16 protein-coding genes are annotated in these 15,520 nt (G+C 70.8%); 4 read left to right on the top strand and 12 right to left on the bottom strand.

The window, feature by feature from the left end:
• Nucleotides 1-3: 3 nt before the first annotated feature.
• From D0T12_RS06200 to D0T12_RS06190, 3 genes are all read right to left on the bottom strand, one after another.
• Nucleotides 4-882, bottom strand: a complete 879-nt coding sequence (locus D0T12_RS06200; protein WP_117398411.1) for an ABC transporter permease — start codon at nucleotides 880-882, stop codon at nucleotides 4-6.
• Complete coding sequence (locus D0T12_RS06195) at nucleotides 879-1,832, bottom strand: ABC transporter ATP-binding protein (RefSeq protein WP_117398409.1); 954 nt, start codon at nucleotides 1,830-1,832, stop codon at nucleotides 879-881. Before D0T12_RS06195 ends, D0T12_RS06200 begins: the two co-directional genes overlap by 4 nt.
• Before the next feature lie 86 nt (nucleotides 1,833-1,918).
• A complete protein-coding gene (locus D0T12_RS06190; protein ID WP_117398939.1) occupies nucleotides 1,919-2,875 on the bottom strand; it encodes a DUF389 domain-containing protein in 957 nt (318 codons plus the stop codon).
• A 100-nt stretch (nucleotides 2,876-2,975) separates the two neighbouring features.
• Here D0T12_RS06190 and D0T12_RS06185 point away from each other — a divergent pair, with 100 nt between their 5' ends.
• The gene (locus tag D0T12_RS06185) at nucleotides 2,976-3,641 is read left to right on the top strand and encodes an HNH endonuclease family protein (RefSeq protein ID WP_117398407.1); all 666 of its coding nucleotides are present in this window, start codon (nucleotides 2,976-2,978) and stop codon (nucleotides 3,639-3,641) included.
• A gap of 66 nt (nucleotides 3,642-3,707) precedes the next feature.
• Here D0T12_RS06185 and glmM read toward each other — a convergent pair whose 3' ends face one another.
• The 3 genes from glmM to rplM all read right to left on the bottom strand — a co-directional run bounded on the left by glmM (nucleotide 3,708) and on the right by rplM (nucleotide 6,551).
• On the bottom strand, nucleotides 3,708-5,051 hold the full coding sequence (glmM, locus tag D0T12_RS06180; RefSeq protein ID WP_117398406.1) for a phosphoglucosamine mutase: 1,344 nt from the start codon (nucleotides 5,049-5,051) through the stop codon (nucleotides 3,708-3,710).
• Between the two features lie 442 nt (nucleotides 5,052-5,493).
• Entirely contained in the window at nucleotides 5,494-5,997 is a 504-nt protein-coding gene (gene rpsI, locus D0T12_RS06175) for a 30S ribosomal protein S9 (RefSeq protein ID WP_117398405.1), read from the bottom strand.
• A gap of 101 nt (nucleotides 5,998-6,098) precedes the next feature.
• Complete coding sequence (rplM, locus tag D0T12_RS06170; protein ID WP_117398404.1) at nucleotides 6,099-6,551, bottom strand: 50S ribosomal protein L13; 453 nt, start codon at nucleotides 6,549-6,551, stop codon at nucleotides 6,099-6,101.
• A gap of 685 nt (nucleotides 6,552-7,236) precedes the next feature.
• Here rplM and D0T12_RS35810 point away from each other — a divergent pair.
• From D0T12_RS35810 to D0T12_RS06155, 3 genes are all read left to right on the top strand, one after another.
• Nucleotides 7,237-7,995 carry a CAP domain-containing protein gene (locus D0T12_RS35810; RefSeq protein WP_199487319.1) on the top strand — a complete coding sequence of 253 codons (759 nt, stop codon included), beginning with the start codon at nucleotides 7,237-7,239 and terminating at the stop codon, nucleotides 7,993-7,995.
• Nucleotides 7,996-8,125: 130 nt separating this feature from the next.
• Nucleotides 8,126-9,433, top strand: coding sequence for a hypothetical protein (locus D0T12_RS06160; protein WP_117398403.1), 1,308 nt, complete (start codon nucleotides 8,126-8,128; stop codon nucleotides 9,431-9,433).
• A gap of 24 nt (nucleotides 9,434-9,457) precedes the next feature.
• Complete coding sequence (locus tag D0T12_RS06155) at nucleotides 9,458-10,969, top strand: hypothetical protein (RefSeq protein ID WP_147339409.1); 1,512 nt, start codon at nucleotides 9,458-9,460, stop codon at nucleotides 10,967-10,969.
• A gap of 53 nt (nucleotides 10,970-11,022) precedes the next feature.
• Here D0T12_RS06155 and truA read toward each other — a convergent pair whose 3' ends face one another.
• The 6 genes from truA to rpsM all read right to left on the bottom strand — a co-directional run bounded on the left by truA (nucleotide 11,023) and on the right by rpsM (nucleotide 15,396).
• A complete protein-coding gene (gene truA / locus D0T12_RS06150; protein WP_199487364.1) occupies nucleotides 11,023-11,922 on the bottom strand; it encodes a tRNA pseudouridine(38-40) synthase TruA in 900 nt (299 codons plus the stop codon).
• 245 nt (nucleotides 11,923-12,167) lie between these two features.
• Nucleotides 12,168-12,704, bottom strand: coding sequence for a 50S ribosomal protein L17 (rplQ, locus tag D0T12_RS06145; protein WP_117398401.1), 537 nt, complete (start codon nucleotides 12,702-12,704; stop codon nucleotides 12,168-12,170).
• A gap of 91 nt (nucleotides 12,705-12,795) precedes the next feature.
• Nucleotides 12,796-13,809 carry a DNA-directed RNA polymerase subunit alpha gene (locus tag D0T12_RS06140; protein WP_117398400.1) on the bottom strand — a complete coding sequence of 338 codons (1,014 nt, stop codon included), beginning with the start codon at nucleotides 13,807-13,809 and terminating at the stop codon, nucleotides 12,796-12,798.
• 107 nt (nucleotides 13,810-13,916) lie between these two features.
• Nucleotides 13,917-14,543, bottom strand: a complete 627-nt coding sequence (gene rpsD / locus D0T12_RS06135; RefSeq protein ID WP_117398398.1) for a 30S ribosomal protein S4 — start codon at nucleotides 14,541-14,543, stop codon at nucleotides 13,917-13,919.
• Between the two features lie 21 nt (nucleotides 14,544-14,564).
• Nucleotides 14,565-14,966, bottom strand: a complete 402-nt coding sequence (gene rpsK, locus D0T12_RS06130; RefSeq protein WP_117398397.1) for a 30S ribosomal protein S11 — start codon at nucleotides 14,964-14,966, stop codon at nucleotides 14,565-14,567.
• Nucleotides 14,967-15,015: 49 nt separating this feature from the next.
• Nucleotides 15,016-15,396 carry a 30S ribosomal protein S13 gene (rpsM, locus tag D0T12_RS06125; protein ID WP_117398395.1) on the bottom strand — a complete coding sequence of 127 codons (381 nt, stop codon included), beginning with the start codon at nucleotides 15,394-15,396 and terminating at the stop codon, nucleotides 15,016-15,018.
• Nucleotides 15,397-15,520: the final 124 nt, after the last annotated feature.

Below are 15,520 nucleotides of genomic sequence, written 5' to 3'. Positions count from 1 at the left end.
CGCTCATGACAGGCCCGCCTTCCGGAACCTGCGGTACAGCACCGCGATCGAGCCGAGGACGATGACGGCGCACAACGCCAGCGCCACCAGGCCACCGGTGACACCGGGCGCGATGCCGGGCGAGGACGTCTCCGCGCCGAGCAGCCGGACCTGCACGATGTCGACCAGGTTGAACGGCGCGAGCAGCCCCATCCAGCCCTGGAGGGTGAAGTTCGTCTGCGCCTCCGCGATGCCCTGGACGGCGGTCGCGACGGCGGTGGGCACCATGTACGCGGCGATGACCGCGGCGACCCCGAAGCCGCGCCGGGGCGTGAACGCCGCGACGACCATCCCGATCGCGGCGAGGACCAGCGCGTACAGCACGCACCCGACGAGCCCGCCGAGATAGTCGAGCAACTGCTGGCTCGAGTCGGGCGCCTTGGCGACCAGGCCGCCGACGTACAGCACGGTGACGGGCACGGCCAGCAGCGCCAGCAGCGCGGTCGCCATCGCCGCGCCCTTGGCCAGGACGAAGTCGAGATGGCCGACGGGACGGGAGAAGTACAGCGGGACGACGTGGAAGCGCACCTCCCGCGACGCCAGCACCGGCGCCTGCGTGGCCAGGAAGATCGCCACGATGACCTGCATCAGGTTCGCGTAGGCCGCGTACGGGATCAGCGCGTCCTCCTGCTTGGTGAACGCGAACGCGGCGACGGACCCGGCGGCCGGAAGCAGCATCAGCGCCGCCAGCACGAACGGCATGATCTTGGCGCGCACGGGCCGGCCGAGGCCGAACGCGGCCCGCAGGTTGTGGACGTACAGGGACCGGATCACGTAGGCGCGGCCGTTGCGGCGCCCGTCGTAATGCCGGTACCCGATGTCGTGGATGGTGCTCGTGCTCATCGGGACACCCCCTGCGGAACGGTCCCGGCCGCGTGCGGGCCTGAAGGAGCCTGCGGCGCGGTCTGGAAGACCTCCTCGATGTGGTGGCGGCGCTGTTCCATCCGGATCAGCCGCAGCCCGAGGTCGGCGACACCGTCGCGGATCAGGTCGTAGGTCGTCTCACCGGCGATGTCGACGACGAGGAACCGGCCCTCCGGGTGGACGGACACGCCCTGTTCGTGCAGGCGCCGCCCGAGGTCGTCGCGTCCCTCCTCCACCTCGACGGTGAGGACGCCGCTCGCGGCCGTGTACGCCTCGACGGCCTGGGACCGCAGCAGCTTCCCGCCGTCGATGATGACGACGTGGTCGCAGACCCGTTCCAGCTCGCCGAGCAGGTGGGACGTGACGAGCACGCTGATCCCGAACTCGGCGCCGATGCGGCGGATCAGGTCGAGCATCTCGTCGCGTCCGGCCGGGTCGAGGCCGTTGGTGGGCTCGTCCAGGAACACGAGCTTCGGGTCGTGGACGAGGGCCTGCGCGAGCTTCACCCGCTGGCGCATACCGGTGGAGTAGCCGCCGATGGGACGGTAGCGCTCCTCGTACAGGCCGACGTGCCGGAGCGTGTCGGCGGCGCGTTCGCGGGCGGCCGACGGCGGCAGCCCGCACATTCTGGCCATGTGGACGACGAACTCGGTCGCGGACACGTCGGGCGGCAGGCACTCGTACTCGGGCATGAACCCGACGCTCTCCCGGATCCGGAGACCGTCTCGGGCGATGTCGAGGCCCAGCACGGTCGCCGTCCCGGAGGTCGGCGGCATCAGCCCGAGCAGGATCTTGATGAGCGTCGACTTGCCGGCGCCGTTGGCGCCGACCAGCCCGACGACGCCCGGTTCGACGGCCACGGAGAGGTCGTCCAGGGCGGTCACCCGGGGGAACCTCATCGTCAGGCCCTGGGTGGCGATGATCGGCATGCCTACGAAACTAGCGGCCCGGGGAGCCTGCCACGTCAGCCTGAAGGGCGATGTGCCTCCGTCTTTCGGCCAAACTCCGGGTCGACCTAAGTTCCTCTCCGGGCGAGCCTTCGGTTCCGGCCGCGCAGGACGGCGGCCCACACCACTCGCTGGACCAGTAGCGTCACCGTGCCCGCGATGATCATTCCGGCGAAGTTGACGCCGAGCTGGAGTAGCGACCCGCTGATCTCGCTGCCGTGCCTGAGCGCGAGCGCGACCGCGAGGTTCCCGGCGGCGGGCACCGTGGTGACGGAGATGAAAACCCCGACCAGCGTCGACGACTTGCCCGCGGTGAGCGACAGCACTCCGGCCGCACCGGCGAGCACCGCGACGATGAACGACCAGCGGTCCGGGCTGTAGATGAACGCGGTGAGCGGACGCTGGTCGGGCAGCCGGTGCAGTTCGATCACGCCGATCCACCGGCTGACCAGCGCGCACACATATGTGATCACGATCGCGACGGCGAACCCGATGACGAGCGCCCGCACCGCCCGCACGATCCGTCCGGGCTGCTTCCGGACGAGCCCGTAGCAGATCGCCGCGACGGCGCCGAACTCCGGGCCGAGCACCATCGCGCCGACCACCAGGACCGGCGAGTCGATCAGCGCCGCGATCCCCGCCAGCTGCGTGGCGAGCGCGAGGAACGCGACGAACGACCAGGTGAGTTCGGCGGCCTCGGTGACCTGCCGGTCGAGCTCGTCCCACACGACGGCGTCATCGCCGTGGCCGGGCGCCCGTTCCTCGGCCACCTCGGCGTGCTCCGACAGCGTGAGGTCGACCTTGTCGAGCGCGATGGACCCGTCCTGGTCGACGCCGAGGCCGCGCAGGGCGTTCACGACCTCATTGGCGGACTCGCGGGCGACGTCGCTGGTCACCAGGTCGCCGCGCGGGGAACGGGCGGCATCGTCGATCACCACGATGTTGGTGGCCCCGGGACAGTCCGCGAGGGCCTGGCAGACCGCGTCGGTCCGGTCCGCCGGAACGATCGCTCTGAGATGCAGCACCCGCCACATGGTGCCGCAAAACCGAGGACGAACGCCGACCGAAACCCCGCTCCTAGGCGCCAATTGCGTATAAATAGGGGAAAAACAGGACGGTGAGGTCATGATGCGGAGGGTGGTGGCGGGTCTCGCGCTCGCGGTCCCGTTGCTCACGGCGGCCTGCGAGGGCGACATCGGCCTCTCCGAGACCGGTGGTCCACGACCGAGCGGCGACGGCTCCGCGGCCGGTGACGAGGCAGGGGCCCGGCGGGACCTGGCCGGGCTGCGCGTCGCGGCGGAGGGCGACGGCGACGGCTACGAGCGGAGCCGGTTCGGCACACGCTGGAAGGACATCGACCGCAACGGCTGCGACCAGCGCAACGACGTCCTCGCCCGCGACCTGACGGCGACCCGGAAGAAGGGCGACTGCGTCGTCCTCGGCGGCCGCCTCGACGACCCCTACAGCGGCAAGGAGATCACCTTCGCCAAGGCGGACGCCGCCGAGGTGCAGATCGACCACATCTACCCGCTCGCGCTGGCCTGGCGGATGGGCGCGTCCCGCTGGAGCGAGGACCGGCGGGAACGGTTCGCCAACGACCACGCCAACCTGCTCGCCGTCTGGGGCGTCCCCAACCGGCAGAAGAGCGACTCCGGCCCCGGCGAGTGGAAACCGCGGAAGGCGTTCCAGTGCGCCTACGCCGTCAAGTACATCGGTGTCGCCAAGAAGTACTCACTCCCGGTCACCCGCGCCGACCACGACGCGCTCCGAACGTTCCTCGAACGCTGCTGAGCTGGACCTGGTCGAGGAGGCGAACCCCCTCGACCAGGCGACGCGTTCGCGCGGTGACCGGGGCCTCTAACCGAGGGCGTTGCGGACGACGTCGGCGAGCTGCTCGGCGACCGACTGGGCCTGCTCCTCCGACGCCGCCTCGACCATCACGCGGACGATCGGCTCGGTGCCGCTCGGCCGGATCAGCACGCGTCCGGTGTCGCCGAGGTCGGCCTCGGCGACGGAGACGGCCATGGCCAGCTCCGGTGACGTCTCGGCGCGGTTCTTGTCGACGCCCTCCACGTTGATGAGCACCTGCGGCAGCCGCGTCATCACCTTCGTCAGGTCGTCCAGCGGGCTGCCGCTGCGCACCATCGCGGCGAGCAGGTGCAGGCCCGTGAGGACACCGTCGCCCGTCGTCGCGTGGTCCAGCATGATGACGTGGCCGGACTGCTCGCCGCCGAACCCGAACCCGCCCTCCTTCATCGCCTCCAGGACGTACCGGTCGCCGACCGCGGTCTCCACGACGGTGATGCCCGCGTCCCGCATCGCGAGCTTGAACCCGAGGTTCGACATCACGGTCGCGACGACGGTGTCGGCGGTCAGCTCACCCGACTGCTGCAGATCGAGCGCCAGGATCGCCATGATCTGGTCGCCGTCCACGATCTCCCCGGACGCGGTCACCGCGAGGCAGCGGTCGGCGTCGCCGTCGTTGGCGATGCCCGCGTCCGCGCCGTAGTCCAGGACGGCCTGCTGCAACGCCTCCAGATGCGTCGAACCGCAGCCGAGGTTGATGTTCAGCCCGTCCGGGGCGGTCCCGATCGTGTACACCTCGGCTCCGGCGCGGCGCAGCGCCTCCGGCGCCACATCGCTGGACGCGCCGTTCGCGCAGTCGACGACGACGCGCAGACCGTCCAGCGACACCGGCACGGTCGACAGCAGATGCGCCACGTACTGCTCGACGGCGCCGTGCGCCTCGCGGACCCGTCCGACAGCGGAACCGATCGGCGGGTCCCACGGCTCGCCGAGCCGCGCCTCGACCGTGTCCTCCAGCTCGTCGGGGAGCTTGTGGCCGCTGCGGTCGAAGAACTTGATGCCGTTGTCGGGCGCCGGGTTGTGCGACGCCGACAGCATCACGCCGAGGTCGGCGTCCAGTTCGTGCGTCAGGTGCGCGACGGCGGGCGTCGGCAGGACGCCGAGGCGCAGCACGTCCACCCCGGAGCTGGCGAGGCCCGCGACCACGGCCGCCTCAAGGAACTCGCCGGAGGCCCGCGGGTCGCGCCCGACCACCGCCAGCGGCCGATGTCCCTTGAACGCGCCCTGCTCGCCCAGGACCCGCGCCGCGGCGACGGACAGATCCATGACGAGCGGTGCGGTCAACTCACGGTTGGCGAGTCCCCGCACACCATCGGTCCCGAACAGACGAGCCACAGTTCAACTCCCGGAATGACGAAAAGACCGCGCGGACGGCTCCGAGGGACACACCCCGGTCCGTTCCGCGCGGTCAAATCTAGTGGGCACCGACCGTACTGGCCCCCACACCCCACGATGACCGTCCCAACGTGGCCGAACGAACAGGTAAGGCCCGGCCCCACGGCCAACCGCAACGGGCGCAACCGCAGCGTGAGAGCCGTCCACGTCCGGACAAGGACTCCCGGCAACCGTCCCCTGGACCGGCACCGCGACTAGGGCGACGGCATGTGAACCGTGACGGTGGGGTGAGGGCGCCTGTGTTGGGACGAGGGTTCCGGGTGTCCCCCTAGACCAACACAGGCGACCGTAGCGACGCCGTGCGAGATGCGCAGGATGAGGAATCGCGGCGGCGTCGTGGGTCGCCTGTGTCGAGCGGGGTTCCAGGGAGTCCCCCTGGAAATCAGCGCTTGCTGTACTGAGGAGCCTTGCGGGCCTTCTTGAGGCCTGCCTTCTTGCGCTCCGGCACACGCGCGTCGCGGGTGAGGAAGCCCGCCTTCTTCAGCGCGGGACGGTGCTCGATGTTGCTGAACTGGAGCGCGCGGGAGATGCCGAGGCGCAGCGCACCGGCCTGGCCGGTGGTGCCGCCGCCGTTCACGCGGGCGAGCACGTCGAACTGGCCCTCCAGGCCCAGCAGCACGAACGGCTCGTTCACGATCTGCTGGTGGACCTTGTTCGGGAAGTACTGGTCCAGGGAGCGGCCGTTGATCTTCCACTTGCCGCTGCCGGGGACGATGCGGACCCGCGCGATGGCCTGCTTGCGGCGCCCGGTGCCGGCGGCGGGGCCGGTCGCGACCGGCTTGCCGAGGTAGCCCTCACCGGCCGTCTCGGGGGTCTCGGTGCTGTACTCGGACGGTGCGTCCTCGTAGGAGTCGAGCTCGGCGCTCGGCTCGGTGATCTCGTCCACGGATCTCCTTGGGGTCTTCTGGCCAGGGCGGCGGGCCCGTTCCACGGGTGCCCCGGCGGCCACTGTTCATGGGACGCGCACGGCCGGGCCGTGCGCGGGTGTCACTTCCGGGTCTGGCTGATCTGGGTGATCTCGAACGGCTCCGGCTTCTGCGCCTGGTGCGGGTGGTCCGGCCCGGCGTAGACCTTCACCTTGCCGAACATCTTCCGGCCGAGGGAGTTCTTGGGCAGCATGCCCTTGATCGCCTTCTCCACGGCCCGCTCGGGGTGCTTGGCCAGCAGGTCGGCGTAGGTCACCGAGCGCAGCCCGCCCGGGTAGCCGGAGTGCCGGTAGGCCCGCTTCTGCTCCAGCTTGTTGCCGGACAGCGCCACCTTCTCGGCGTTCACGATGACGACGAAGTCACCGGTGTCGAGGTGCGGGGCGTAGATCGGCTTGTGCTTGCCTCGAAGCAGCTGCGCGACCTGGCTGGCGAGACGACCCAACACGACATCGGTCGCGTCGATGACGTACCACTGACGCTGGATGTCAGCGGGCTTTGGGGTGTACGTGCGCACGGTCGTAGGCCTTCGTTTCTCGTCGTTTCGATCCTCACTCGCCCTCGCGGGCGAGCGCCGTCAGCGGAATCCTGCTTGCGCCGATCGAAGGATCGTCCGACCTGGCGCTCCGGGATGCCGGGACCCGGAACCGGCGCCCACACCCGTTTCGGCGCGAGCACGTCAGGGGTACACCGGCACGTCGTCACGTCGACTCCAGCCCGCCGTCCGCGGACAACGACGCACACAACAAACAGGCAGAATACTCGGCTCCGCGCCCCAGGGTCAAAACGAGCCGGTCGCGGTCGCGGGCCGTCTCCGGTCCGCTTGGTCGCGCTTCGATGAACGGTAAGCCGCAATTGTGTTACATGGAGTAGTTGTATTGATCTTTTTTGAGCGATCTCCGTAACAAGGGGTGTATAGGGGGATATTGTGCCGGGCGACCGGTCCACGTCGGCCCGCGCCGACCCGCACCCGGGAGCCCCCGCTGTCCACCCCCCGCAGACCAGGTGACCCCGCCAACCGCCGCCGGCCCGGGTACGGGCCGTCCGGCGCCGCACCTCGTGACGCCGCCCCGCGCGGAAACTCCCCCCATCGCGACACCCTCGTCGCCAGCGGCCGGCGCCGCCCCAAGCCCCCCACCGGCCCTCCGCCCGGCGGGCGACGACGCCCGGACGACGAGCGCAGGCGCTCCAGGTCGAAGGGTGTGACCGGCATCGTCGTGGCGGTCACCGCGTCCGCCCTCGCCGTCGGCACCGGCATCGCGATCGACCGGCTCGTCCTGCCCGAGACGCGGCAGGAGCGGACCACCGCGGCCGGGCCGAAGACACGACCGTCCGGCGACGTACCGCCCGGACCGCAGAGCGAGACCTCGACCACGCCCGGGACCCCCGACGGCGGGGACGGCGACACGCCAAAGCGCGGGGACGAGGCCCGTCCCAAGCCCCCCGCCGACGTGCCGACACCGCCCCTCAAGACGATGCGCGCCCCCGGCACCACACCGAAGAAGACGCCCGAGCCCGACAGGCCGCCCGCGACGAGCGGGGCCCGCTCGCGCGGCGGCTCGCCGGACGGTTCCGCGGGCGCGTCCGGCGCGGAGGCGGCCGTGGTGGCGCTCACCAACGCCGAGCGCGCCAAGGAGGGCTGCAAGCCCCTGCGCGTCGACGCCCGGCTCGTCACCGCGGCCCGCCGGCACTCCGCCGACATGGCCGCCAACGGCTACTTCGACCACACGTCCCGCAACGGCGACAGCCCGTGGCAGCGGATGGAGGCCGCCGGTTACCCGAGCCCCGGCGCGGAGAACATCGCGAAGGGCTACGCGACCGCCGAGGCCGTCATGAAGGGATGGATGGACAGCCCCGGTCACCGCGCCAACATCCTGAACTGCGACCTGCGCGCGATCGGCGTGGGCAGGGCGGCCGGATCCGGCGGCCCGCTGTGGACACAGGACTTCGGCTGGAAATGATCGGTCGGACGATCAGGCCCGCTCCCGGCTCCTGACCTTCGCGAAAGCACCGGCGTCCGGTTCACCCCCATGTCATGGTGGGTGTCGCGAAGGTCCAGAGCCCTGAACGAGGAACGGTAAGGTCCAAGCCATGGGTTATCCGGGCGATCAAGGTAAGCCTGGCGGCCGGCCCCCCCATCAGCCGCCACCCCCGCCGTACGGCCCCGACAACGACGAGACCTCCTTCACACCCCCCTACTCCCCGACCGACGAGACCTCCGGCGCGACGCCGCCCGGCTCCCAGCCCTTCGGCGCCGAGCCGGGCGGCGACGACCCGTTCGGTAACCAGCCCTTCGGAGCCGAGCCAAGCGGCAACGAGCCGTTCGGCGGTCAGCCGTTCGGCGGTCAGCCGTTCGGCGCGGAGCCGGGCGGCAACGAGCCGTTGGGCGATCAGCCGTTCGGAGCCGAGCCAGGCGGCGACGAGGCGTTCGGCAACCAGCCGTTCGGTGCCGAGCCGAGCGGTGGCGGCGACGCGTTCGGCGCGCCTCCCTTCGGTGCGCTCGCGGACCAGGCTCCCCCATGGGCCGGCGAGCCCCCCGCCGGGGACGCGCCCGCCTTCTCCCCGCCGGGACAGTTCGGTGCCGGCGCCCAGGGAACGGGATCGTTCGGGCCTCCCCCGGGCGGGCCGGCGATGCCGTCGAGCGCGCCGCCGCCCGCCGAGCGGCGCCGCAACCTCCCGCTGGTCATCGGCGGCGCCGTGGCCGCCGGAGTCCTCCTCATCGGCGGTGGCGTCGCGCTGTCGTCCGTCCTGGCGGGCGACTCCGGGTCGAAGAAGAGCGCGACGCCGTCCAAGCCCACTCCGCAGCAGCCGCAGCCGACCCCGAGCCCGCCGCAGCCCGTCCTGGAGCCGGTGAAGCTCCAGAGCCGCACCACCGACCCGAAGCCGCTGACGCTCAAGGAGGCCTTCGGGAACGGGAAGTTCAAGGTCGGCAAGCACAGGTACGTGCGGACCGCCGCGAGCCAGACGAAGAGCTGTGCCGCCTCCGTCGGCGGGGTGAAGCTGGAGAAGGCCCTCAAGAAGGGCGGCTGCACGCAGGCGCTGCGGGCCACCTACGCCCTCACCAGCGGATCCCTGATCGGGACGGTCGGCGTTTTCAACCTGGAGACCGAGGAAGCGGCCGAACTCGCCGTCAAGGCCGCCGCCGACAAGGACGCCTTCCTCGTGGCGCTGCCCGGCAAGGGCGTCTCCAAGTCCAACGGCAAGGGCGAGGCGCTCGGCACCTCCCAGGCGCGCGGCCACTACCTGGTGATGACGTGGGTGCAGCGGCCCGACGGCAAGAAGATCGCCGCGAAGTACCACGCCGCCGTCCGTGTCTTCGGGACGCAGCTGGTGAAGAGCAGCAACCTGGCGCTGGCCCTGCACTACAGGGAAACCGAAGGCAAACCCCTCCAAAACTGACCTGTACGAATACCCTCTCTGCTTATGTCTGGACCTAGAGACACCCGGGAGTCCACCGACTCGGCGGGGACGTGCGACGTCCCCGCCGAGTCGGTGCCGCCCAGCTTCGGCGCGGTCCCCCCGGTCGACGCGCCGCCCGCCGACGCGCCTCCCGCCTCCTCCTTCAAGCCGACCGCCTTCGGCCTGGAGGCCCCCTGGTGGGCGGCCGAGGCCACCGACGACGCGGACGTCGAGGACGACGCGGACGCCGGGAACGCGGCGGCGGACGCGGGTGCCGGGGTCGAGAGTCCCGACCGGCGGGTTCCGGCGGACGAGGGTGAGGAGATCGTCGTCGGCGCCGAGACCGTCGACGACCGTCCGGACGACCCGGAGACGACCGACGCCGCCCCGCCGGGCACGCTCGTCGCCGGGGTCGGCGTCCCGAATGTCGACTCCCGCCGCGCCGTGCCGGCGGAGCCGATCGTCAAACGTCCTTTCGTGACCGGTGACACCGACCCGGACGGCATCCCGGCCGTCCGCCCGGACGAGGACGCCCCCGAAGTGAAGGAGACCGTCGTGGACGTCGTGGACCAGCCATCCGAGGCGCCCTCCGCGTTCCAGAAGGCCAGGGAGGCGGAGGACGCGACATCCGCCGCCCTGTCGCCCGTGCTCGTGCCGGACGCGATCCTGCCGCCCGGCGTCACACCGCCCACCGGAAGCGGACCGTTCCCGAACACGGCGACCGCCGAGAAGGACACGGCTGCCGCCGAGGCGCCCCCCGCCAACACACCGACCTTCCACGCCGAGGGCGGCCTGCCGGTCGACACCCTGCCGCCCACCCTGCCCCGCCGGTTCGACCTCGGCGGAGAGGGCGGCCGGCCGCGGCTGATCGGCGCCAGCGCCGCGGTGATCCTCACGGCGACCATCGCCCTGTTCATCCTCGGCGGGACGGGTTCCGGCGACGACAAGGACGCGAAGGGCAAGGACGTGCGGCCCCCCGCCCCGACACAGGCCGCCCCGGCGCCCACGTCCACGCCCGTGGACATCACCGACGAGAAGACCGACACCAAGGACCTGGCGTTCCGTGACGTCTTCCCCACCGAGGTCATCAACCTCGGCGGCCGGACCTACACCCGCGAGCGCTGGTCCCTGAACCGCGACGTGTCGTACGCGGCCAGGGGGTCGATGCTCCAGGCCCTGGAACGTGCGCAGTGCCGCAAGATCGTCCGCGCCACGTTCATCGACCGGGAACGGGCGCTCGCCGTCACCTCCGGCATCGCGGTGATGCCGACCAAGGAGGCCGCGGTCACGGTCAGCAAGGCGGGCGACCCGGCCAAGTACGAGTGGTTCCGCGGCCTCGGCGGCAAGAACGCCCCCGACCTCGACCGGGCGGGCGGTTACGCCGCCGTCACCTTCCGCGGCAGGTATGTCGCCTACGCCTACGTGCAGTGGGCGGACGGCAAGAAGGCCAAGCCCGGCGACCCGATGTTCAAGCAGGTCGCCCAGCAGTTCCTCGACTACGACCTCAGCCCGATCGTGGCCCGCGCCCAGGGCTGAGCCGCGACGGCGAACGGCCGCGAACCCCACGGTTCGCGGCCGTTTCTCGTCTCCTAGGCCGAACCCGGCTGGGACGGTGTCTGCGCCGCCTCCTCGGCCGCGGCGGCCGCCTCCGCCGCCGCGACGGCGTTCAACGTCCGGACGCGCCGGGTCTCCTGCGCGCGTCTGGCGAGGCTGTCGTCGTCCGGGTAGCGGACCTCCTCAAGCGACAGGCCGTGCGCGGGCACCACGGTCACGCCCGAGTCGCGGACCCGGGCGGCGAGCACCTCGGCGGGCCATTCGACCTCGCGGCGCCCGTCCCCGACCATCAGCAGCGCGCCGACCAGCGCGCGCACCATCGAATGGCAGAACGCGTCCGCCTCCACCGTCGCGAACGCCATGTGCGGGTCGCGGTCGTCCCGAACCCACTCGTAGCGGAGCAGCTCCCGGATCGTCGTCGCGCCCTCGCGTTTGCGGCAGTACGCGGCGAAGTCCTGCTCGCCGAGCAGCAGCCCCGCGGCCGCGTTCATCCTGTCGAGGTTCAGCGGACGCGGATGCCACAGCACGTCGTGGCGGCGCAACGGCTCCACGCCGACCGGGTTGTCGCACACCCGGTACACGTAGCGGCGGGACAGGGCCGAGAACCGCGCGTCGAACCCCTCCGGCGCGACGGACACGCGCCACACCCGGACGTCCGACGGCAGCAGCCCGGCGAGCCGGCGCGGCATCGTCCCGTTGATCGCCGAGTAGGCCGCGACGGGCACCACCAGATGCGCGACCTGCCCGCGTGCGTGGACGCCCGCGTCCGTGCGGCCCGCGACGGTGAGCATCGGCGGCGGGTCGAGGCGCAGCATCCGGGCCAGGGCGTCCTCGATGACCCCCTGGACGGTCCGCTGGTTCGGTTGCCGCGCCCAGCCCGCGAAGTCCGACCCGTCGTAGGAGATGTCGAGCCGCAGTCGTACCAGAGCGGTCATGTCAGCCGAGCTGTCCTTCTGCACCGCGGCCTTCTCCCGGTGAGCACTCATCGAGTGCCCCCCTGAAACGCTCCCCAGCGAATCGTCGTCCTCCTGACCTGCCCATGCGATCAAGTCTGGCAAAGATGAGGGCCCGCCGTCCCGTGGCAGGCGGCGGGCCCTATCCATCATGTCGGCCTAGACCATTAATGGATTAGCCAAGGGGTTGATCACCCCGCGAGGCGAGTCCCTCGGCGACCGGAGTCCTACTTGGCGTCGCCGCTCTCGGCGTCGGTCCCGGCGTCGGACTTGGCGTCGGCGGCGGTCTCGTCCGCCCCGCTCTCCGTGGCCTCGGCGTCCTCGGCCTTGTCGAGCGGCACGTCCTCGGTCGCCTTCGGCGCGGCCTTGGTGGTCGGCGCGGCCTTGCCGGTCGAGACGGACGGCATCGCCTCCTGCACCAGCTCGATCACGGCCATCGGCGCCGCGTCACCTTTACGCGGGCCGATCTTGGTGATGCGGGTGTAGCCGCCCGGACGGGTCTCGAAACGCGGCGCGATCTCGGTGAAGAGCTCGTGCAGGATCGACTTGTCGCGGATCGTCCTGGCCACCAGGCGACGGTTGTGCAGGTCGCCCTTCTTGGCCTTGGTGATCAGCTTCTCCGCCAGCGGGCGCAGCCGCCGGGCCTTGGCCTCGGTGGTGGTGATGCGGCCGTGCTCGAACAGCGCCGTCGCCAGGTTCGCGAGCATGAGGCGCTGGTGTGCGGGGCCGCTGCCGAGGCGGGCGCCCTTGGTCGGCTTGGGCATGGTGCTTCCTTTCTGCACCGGCCGTATCAGGTACCGGTGTCAGCTGGTCCCGGCGGCCGGGGGACGCGCCCCCGGCCGCCGGGCTCGGATGTCAGAACTGCTCGGTCTCGGCGTAGCTCTGGTCGTCGTCGCTGTAGGCGTCGGCCGCCGCGCTCGGGTCGAACCCGGGCGGGGAGTCCTTCAGCGACAGGCCCATGTCGTTGAGCTTCTGCTTGACCTCTTCGATCGACTTGGCGCCGAAGTTGCGGATGTCGAGCAGGTCCTGCTCGGAGCGGGCGACGAGCTCGCCCACCGAGTGGATTCCCTCGCGCTTGAGGCAGTTGTAGGAGCGGACCGTGAGGTTCAGCTCCTCGATCGGCAGGGCCAGGTCGGCGGCGAGCGCCGCGTCCGTCGGGGACGGGCCCATGTCGATGCCCTCGGCCTCGACGTTGAGCTCACGGGCCAGGCCGAACAGCTCGACGAGGGTCTTGCCGGCGGACGCGACCGCGTCGCGCGGCAGCATCGCCTGCTTGGTCTCCACGTCCAGGATGAGGCGGTCGAAGTCGGTGCGCTGCTCGACTCGGGTCGCCTCGACCTTGTAGGTGACCTTCAGCACGGGCGAGTAGATGGAGTCGATCGGGATCCGGCCGATCTCCTGGCCCGGCTGCTTGTTCTGCGCGGCGGAGACGTAGCCGCGGCCGCGCTCGACCGTCAGCTCCATCTCCAGCTTGGCCTTGTTGTTCAGCGTGGCGATGTGCAGGTCGGGGTTGTGGACCTCGACGCCCGCGGGCGGCGCGATGTCGGCCGCGGTGACCTCGCCCGGGCCCTGCTTGCGCAGGTACATGACCACGGGCTCGTCGTGCTCGGACGAGACGACGAGCTCCTTGAGGTTCAGGATGATGTCGGTGACGTCTTCCTTGACGCCCGGCACGGTGGAGAACTCGTGCAGGACGCCCTCGATCCGGATGCTGGTGACGGCCGCACCGGGAATCGAGGAGAGCAGGGTACGACGCAGCGAGTTGCCGATCGTGTAGCCGAAGCCCGGCTCCAGCGGCTCGATGGTGAACCGGGACCGGTACTCGTCGACCTGCTCTTCGGTGAGAGTCGGACGCTGAGCGATGAGCATGGTAGTGCCTTCTTTCCGCGGTGCCCGCTATTTGACTACCGCGTGTGTGGTTGTTCCCCGTCCCGCCGGAATCCCACGTGGGAATCCCGGCGGGACGCGTTGAGCCCTTACTTGGAGTAGAGCTCGACGATCAGCTGCTCCTGGACGGGAGCGTCGATCTGCTGCCGGACGGGCAGCGAGTGCACGAGGATCCGCATCCGGTCGCCGTCCACGCCGAGCCACGCCGGGACGGGACGCTCGCCGACCTCGGCCTTGGCGACCTGGAACGGCGTCATCTCCAGCGACTTGGGCTTGACGTCGACGATGTCGGCCTCGGAGACCAGGGCCGACGGGATGTTGACCTTCCTGCCGTTGACCCTGATGTGGCCGTGCCGGATGAGCTGGCGGGCCATGTCGCGGGACTTGGCGAAGCCCGCGCGGTAGACGACGTTGTCGAGCCGCCGCTCCAGGAGGGCGAGCAGGTTGTCGCCCGTCTTGCCCTGCTGGCGGTTCGCCTCGACGTAGTAGTTGTGGAACTGCCGCTCCAGCACGCCGTAGATGCGCCGTGCCTTCTGCTTCTCGCGGAGCTGCAGCAGGTACTCGGTCTCCTTCGGCCGACCGCGACCGTGCTCACCCGGCGGGTAGGGACGGATCTCGATCGGGCACTTGGGGCCCTCGCACTTGCTGCCCTTGAGGAACAGCTTCATCTTCTCGCGGCGGCAGAGCTTGCAGTCCGCACCGGTGTAACGAGCCATGGTTTCGTGTTCTCCCCTGCCTCAGACCCGGCGACGCTTGGGCGGGCGGCAGCCGTTGTGCGGAACGGGCGTGACGTCCTGGATCGAGCCGACCTCGAGGCCGGTCGCCTGGAGCGACCGGATGGCGGTCTCGCGGCCCGAGCCCGGGCCCTTCACGAAGACGTCGACCTTGCGCATCCCGTGCTCCATCGCGCGCCGGGCGGCGGCCTCGGCGGCCTGCTGCGCGGCGTACGGCGTGGACTTGCGGGAGCCCTTGAACCCGACGTGGCCCGAGGAGGCCCAGGAGATCACGTTGCCGTTGGGGTCGGTGATCGAGACGATCGTGTTGTTGAACGTGCTCTTGATGTGGGCGTGCCCGTGAGCGATGTTCTTCTTTTCCTTGCGGCGCACCTTCTTGGCGCCTGGACGGCTCTTAGGAGGCATCTGCTCTCTCTACTCGTGAGGTCATCGATCCGGAGGACCGGACTCCGGACTACTTCTTGCCGGCCTTCTTCTTGCCGGCGACCGTCTTCTTCTTGCCCTTGCGGGTACGCGCGTTGGTCTGCGTGCGCTGACCGTGCACGGGAAGCCCGCGGCGGTGCCGGATGCCCTGGTAGCAGCCGATCTCGATCTTGCGGCGGATGTCCGCCTGGACCTCGCGGCGAAGATCACCCTCGATCTTGTAGTTCGCCTCGATCCAGTCGCGGAGCTTCACCATCTCGTCGTCGCCGAGCTGGTGCACCCGCAGGTCGCCGCTGATGCCGGTGCCCGCGAGGGTCTCCAGCGCCCGCGTCCGGCCGATGCCGAAGATGTAGGTGAGAGCGACCTCCAGGCGCTTGTCGCGCGGGAGGTCGACGCCGAGGAGGCGTGCCATATGGGCAGTTTCCCTTCATAGTGCGGAGGTATGGACGCATCGCGTCCGCGAACACCCTGCCCGGGTGGCGGCCCCGGCCTCCGTCGATCCGGGGGTGGCCCCTTCACACACCGGTGCCGTACGG

Origin of the sequence: Actinomadura spongiicola (assembly GCF_003432485.1) — a bacterium.
In the GTDB taxonomy this organism is placed as follows: Bacteria; Actinomycetota; Actinomycetes; order Streptosporangiales; family Streptosporangiaceae; genus Spirillospora; species Spirillospora spongiicola.
This window is presented reverse-complemented; position numbering and strand designations above follow the sequence as displayed.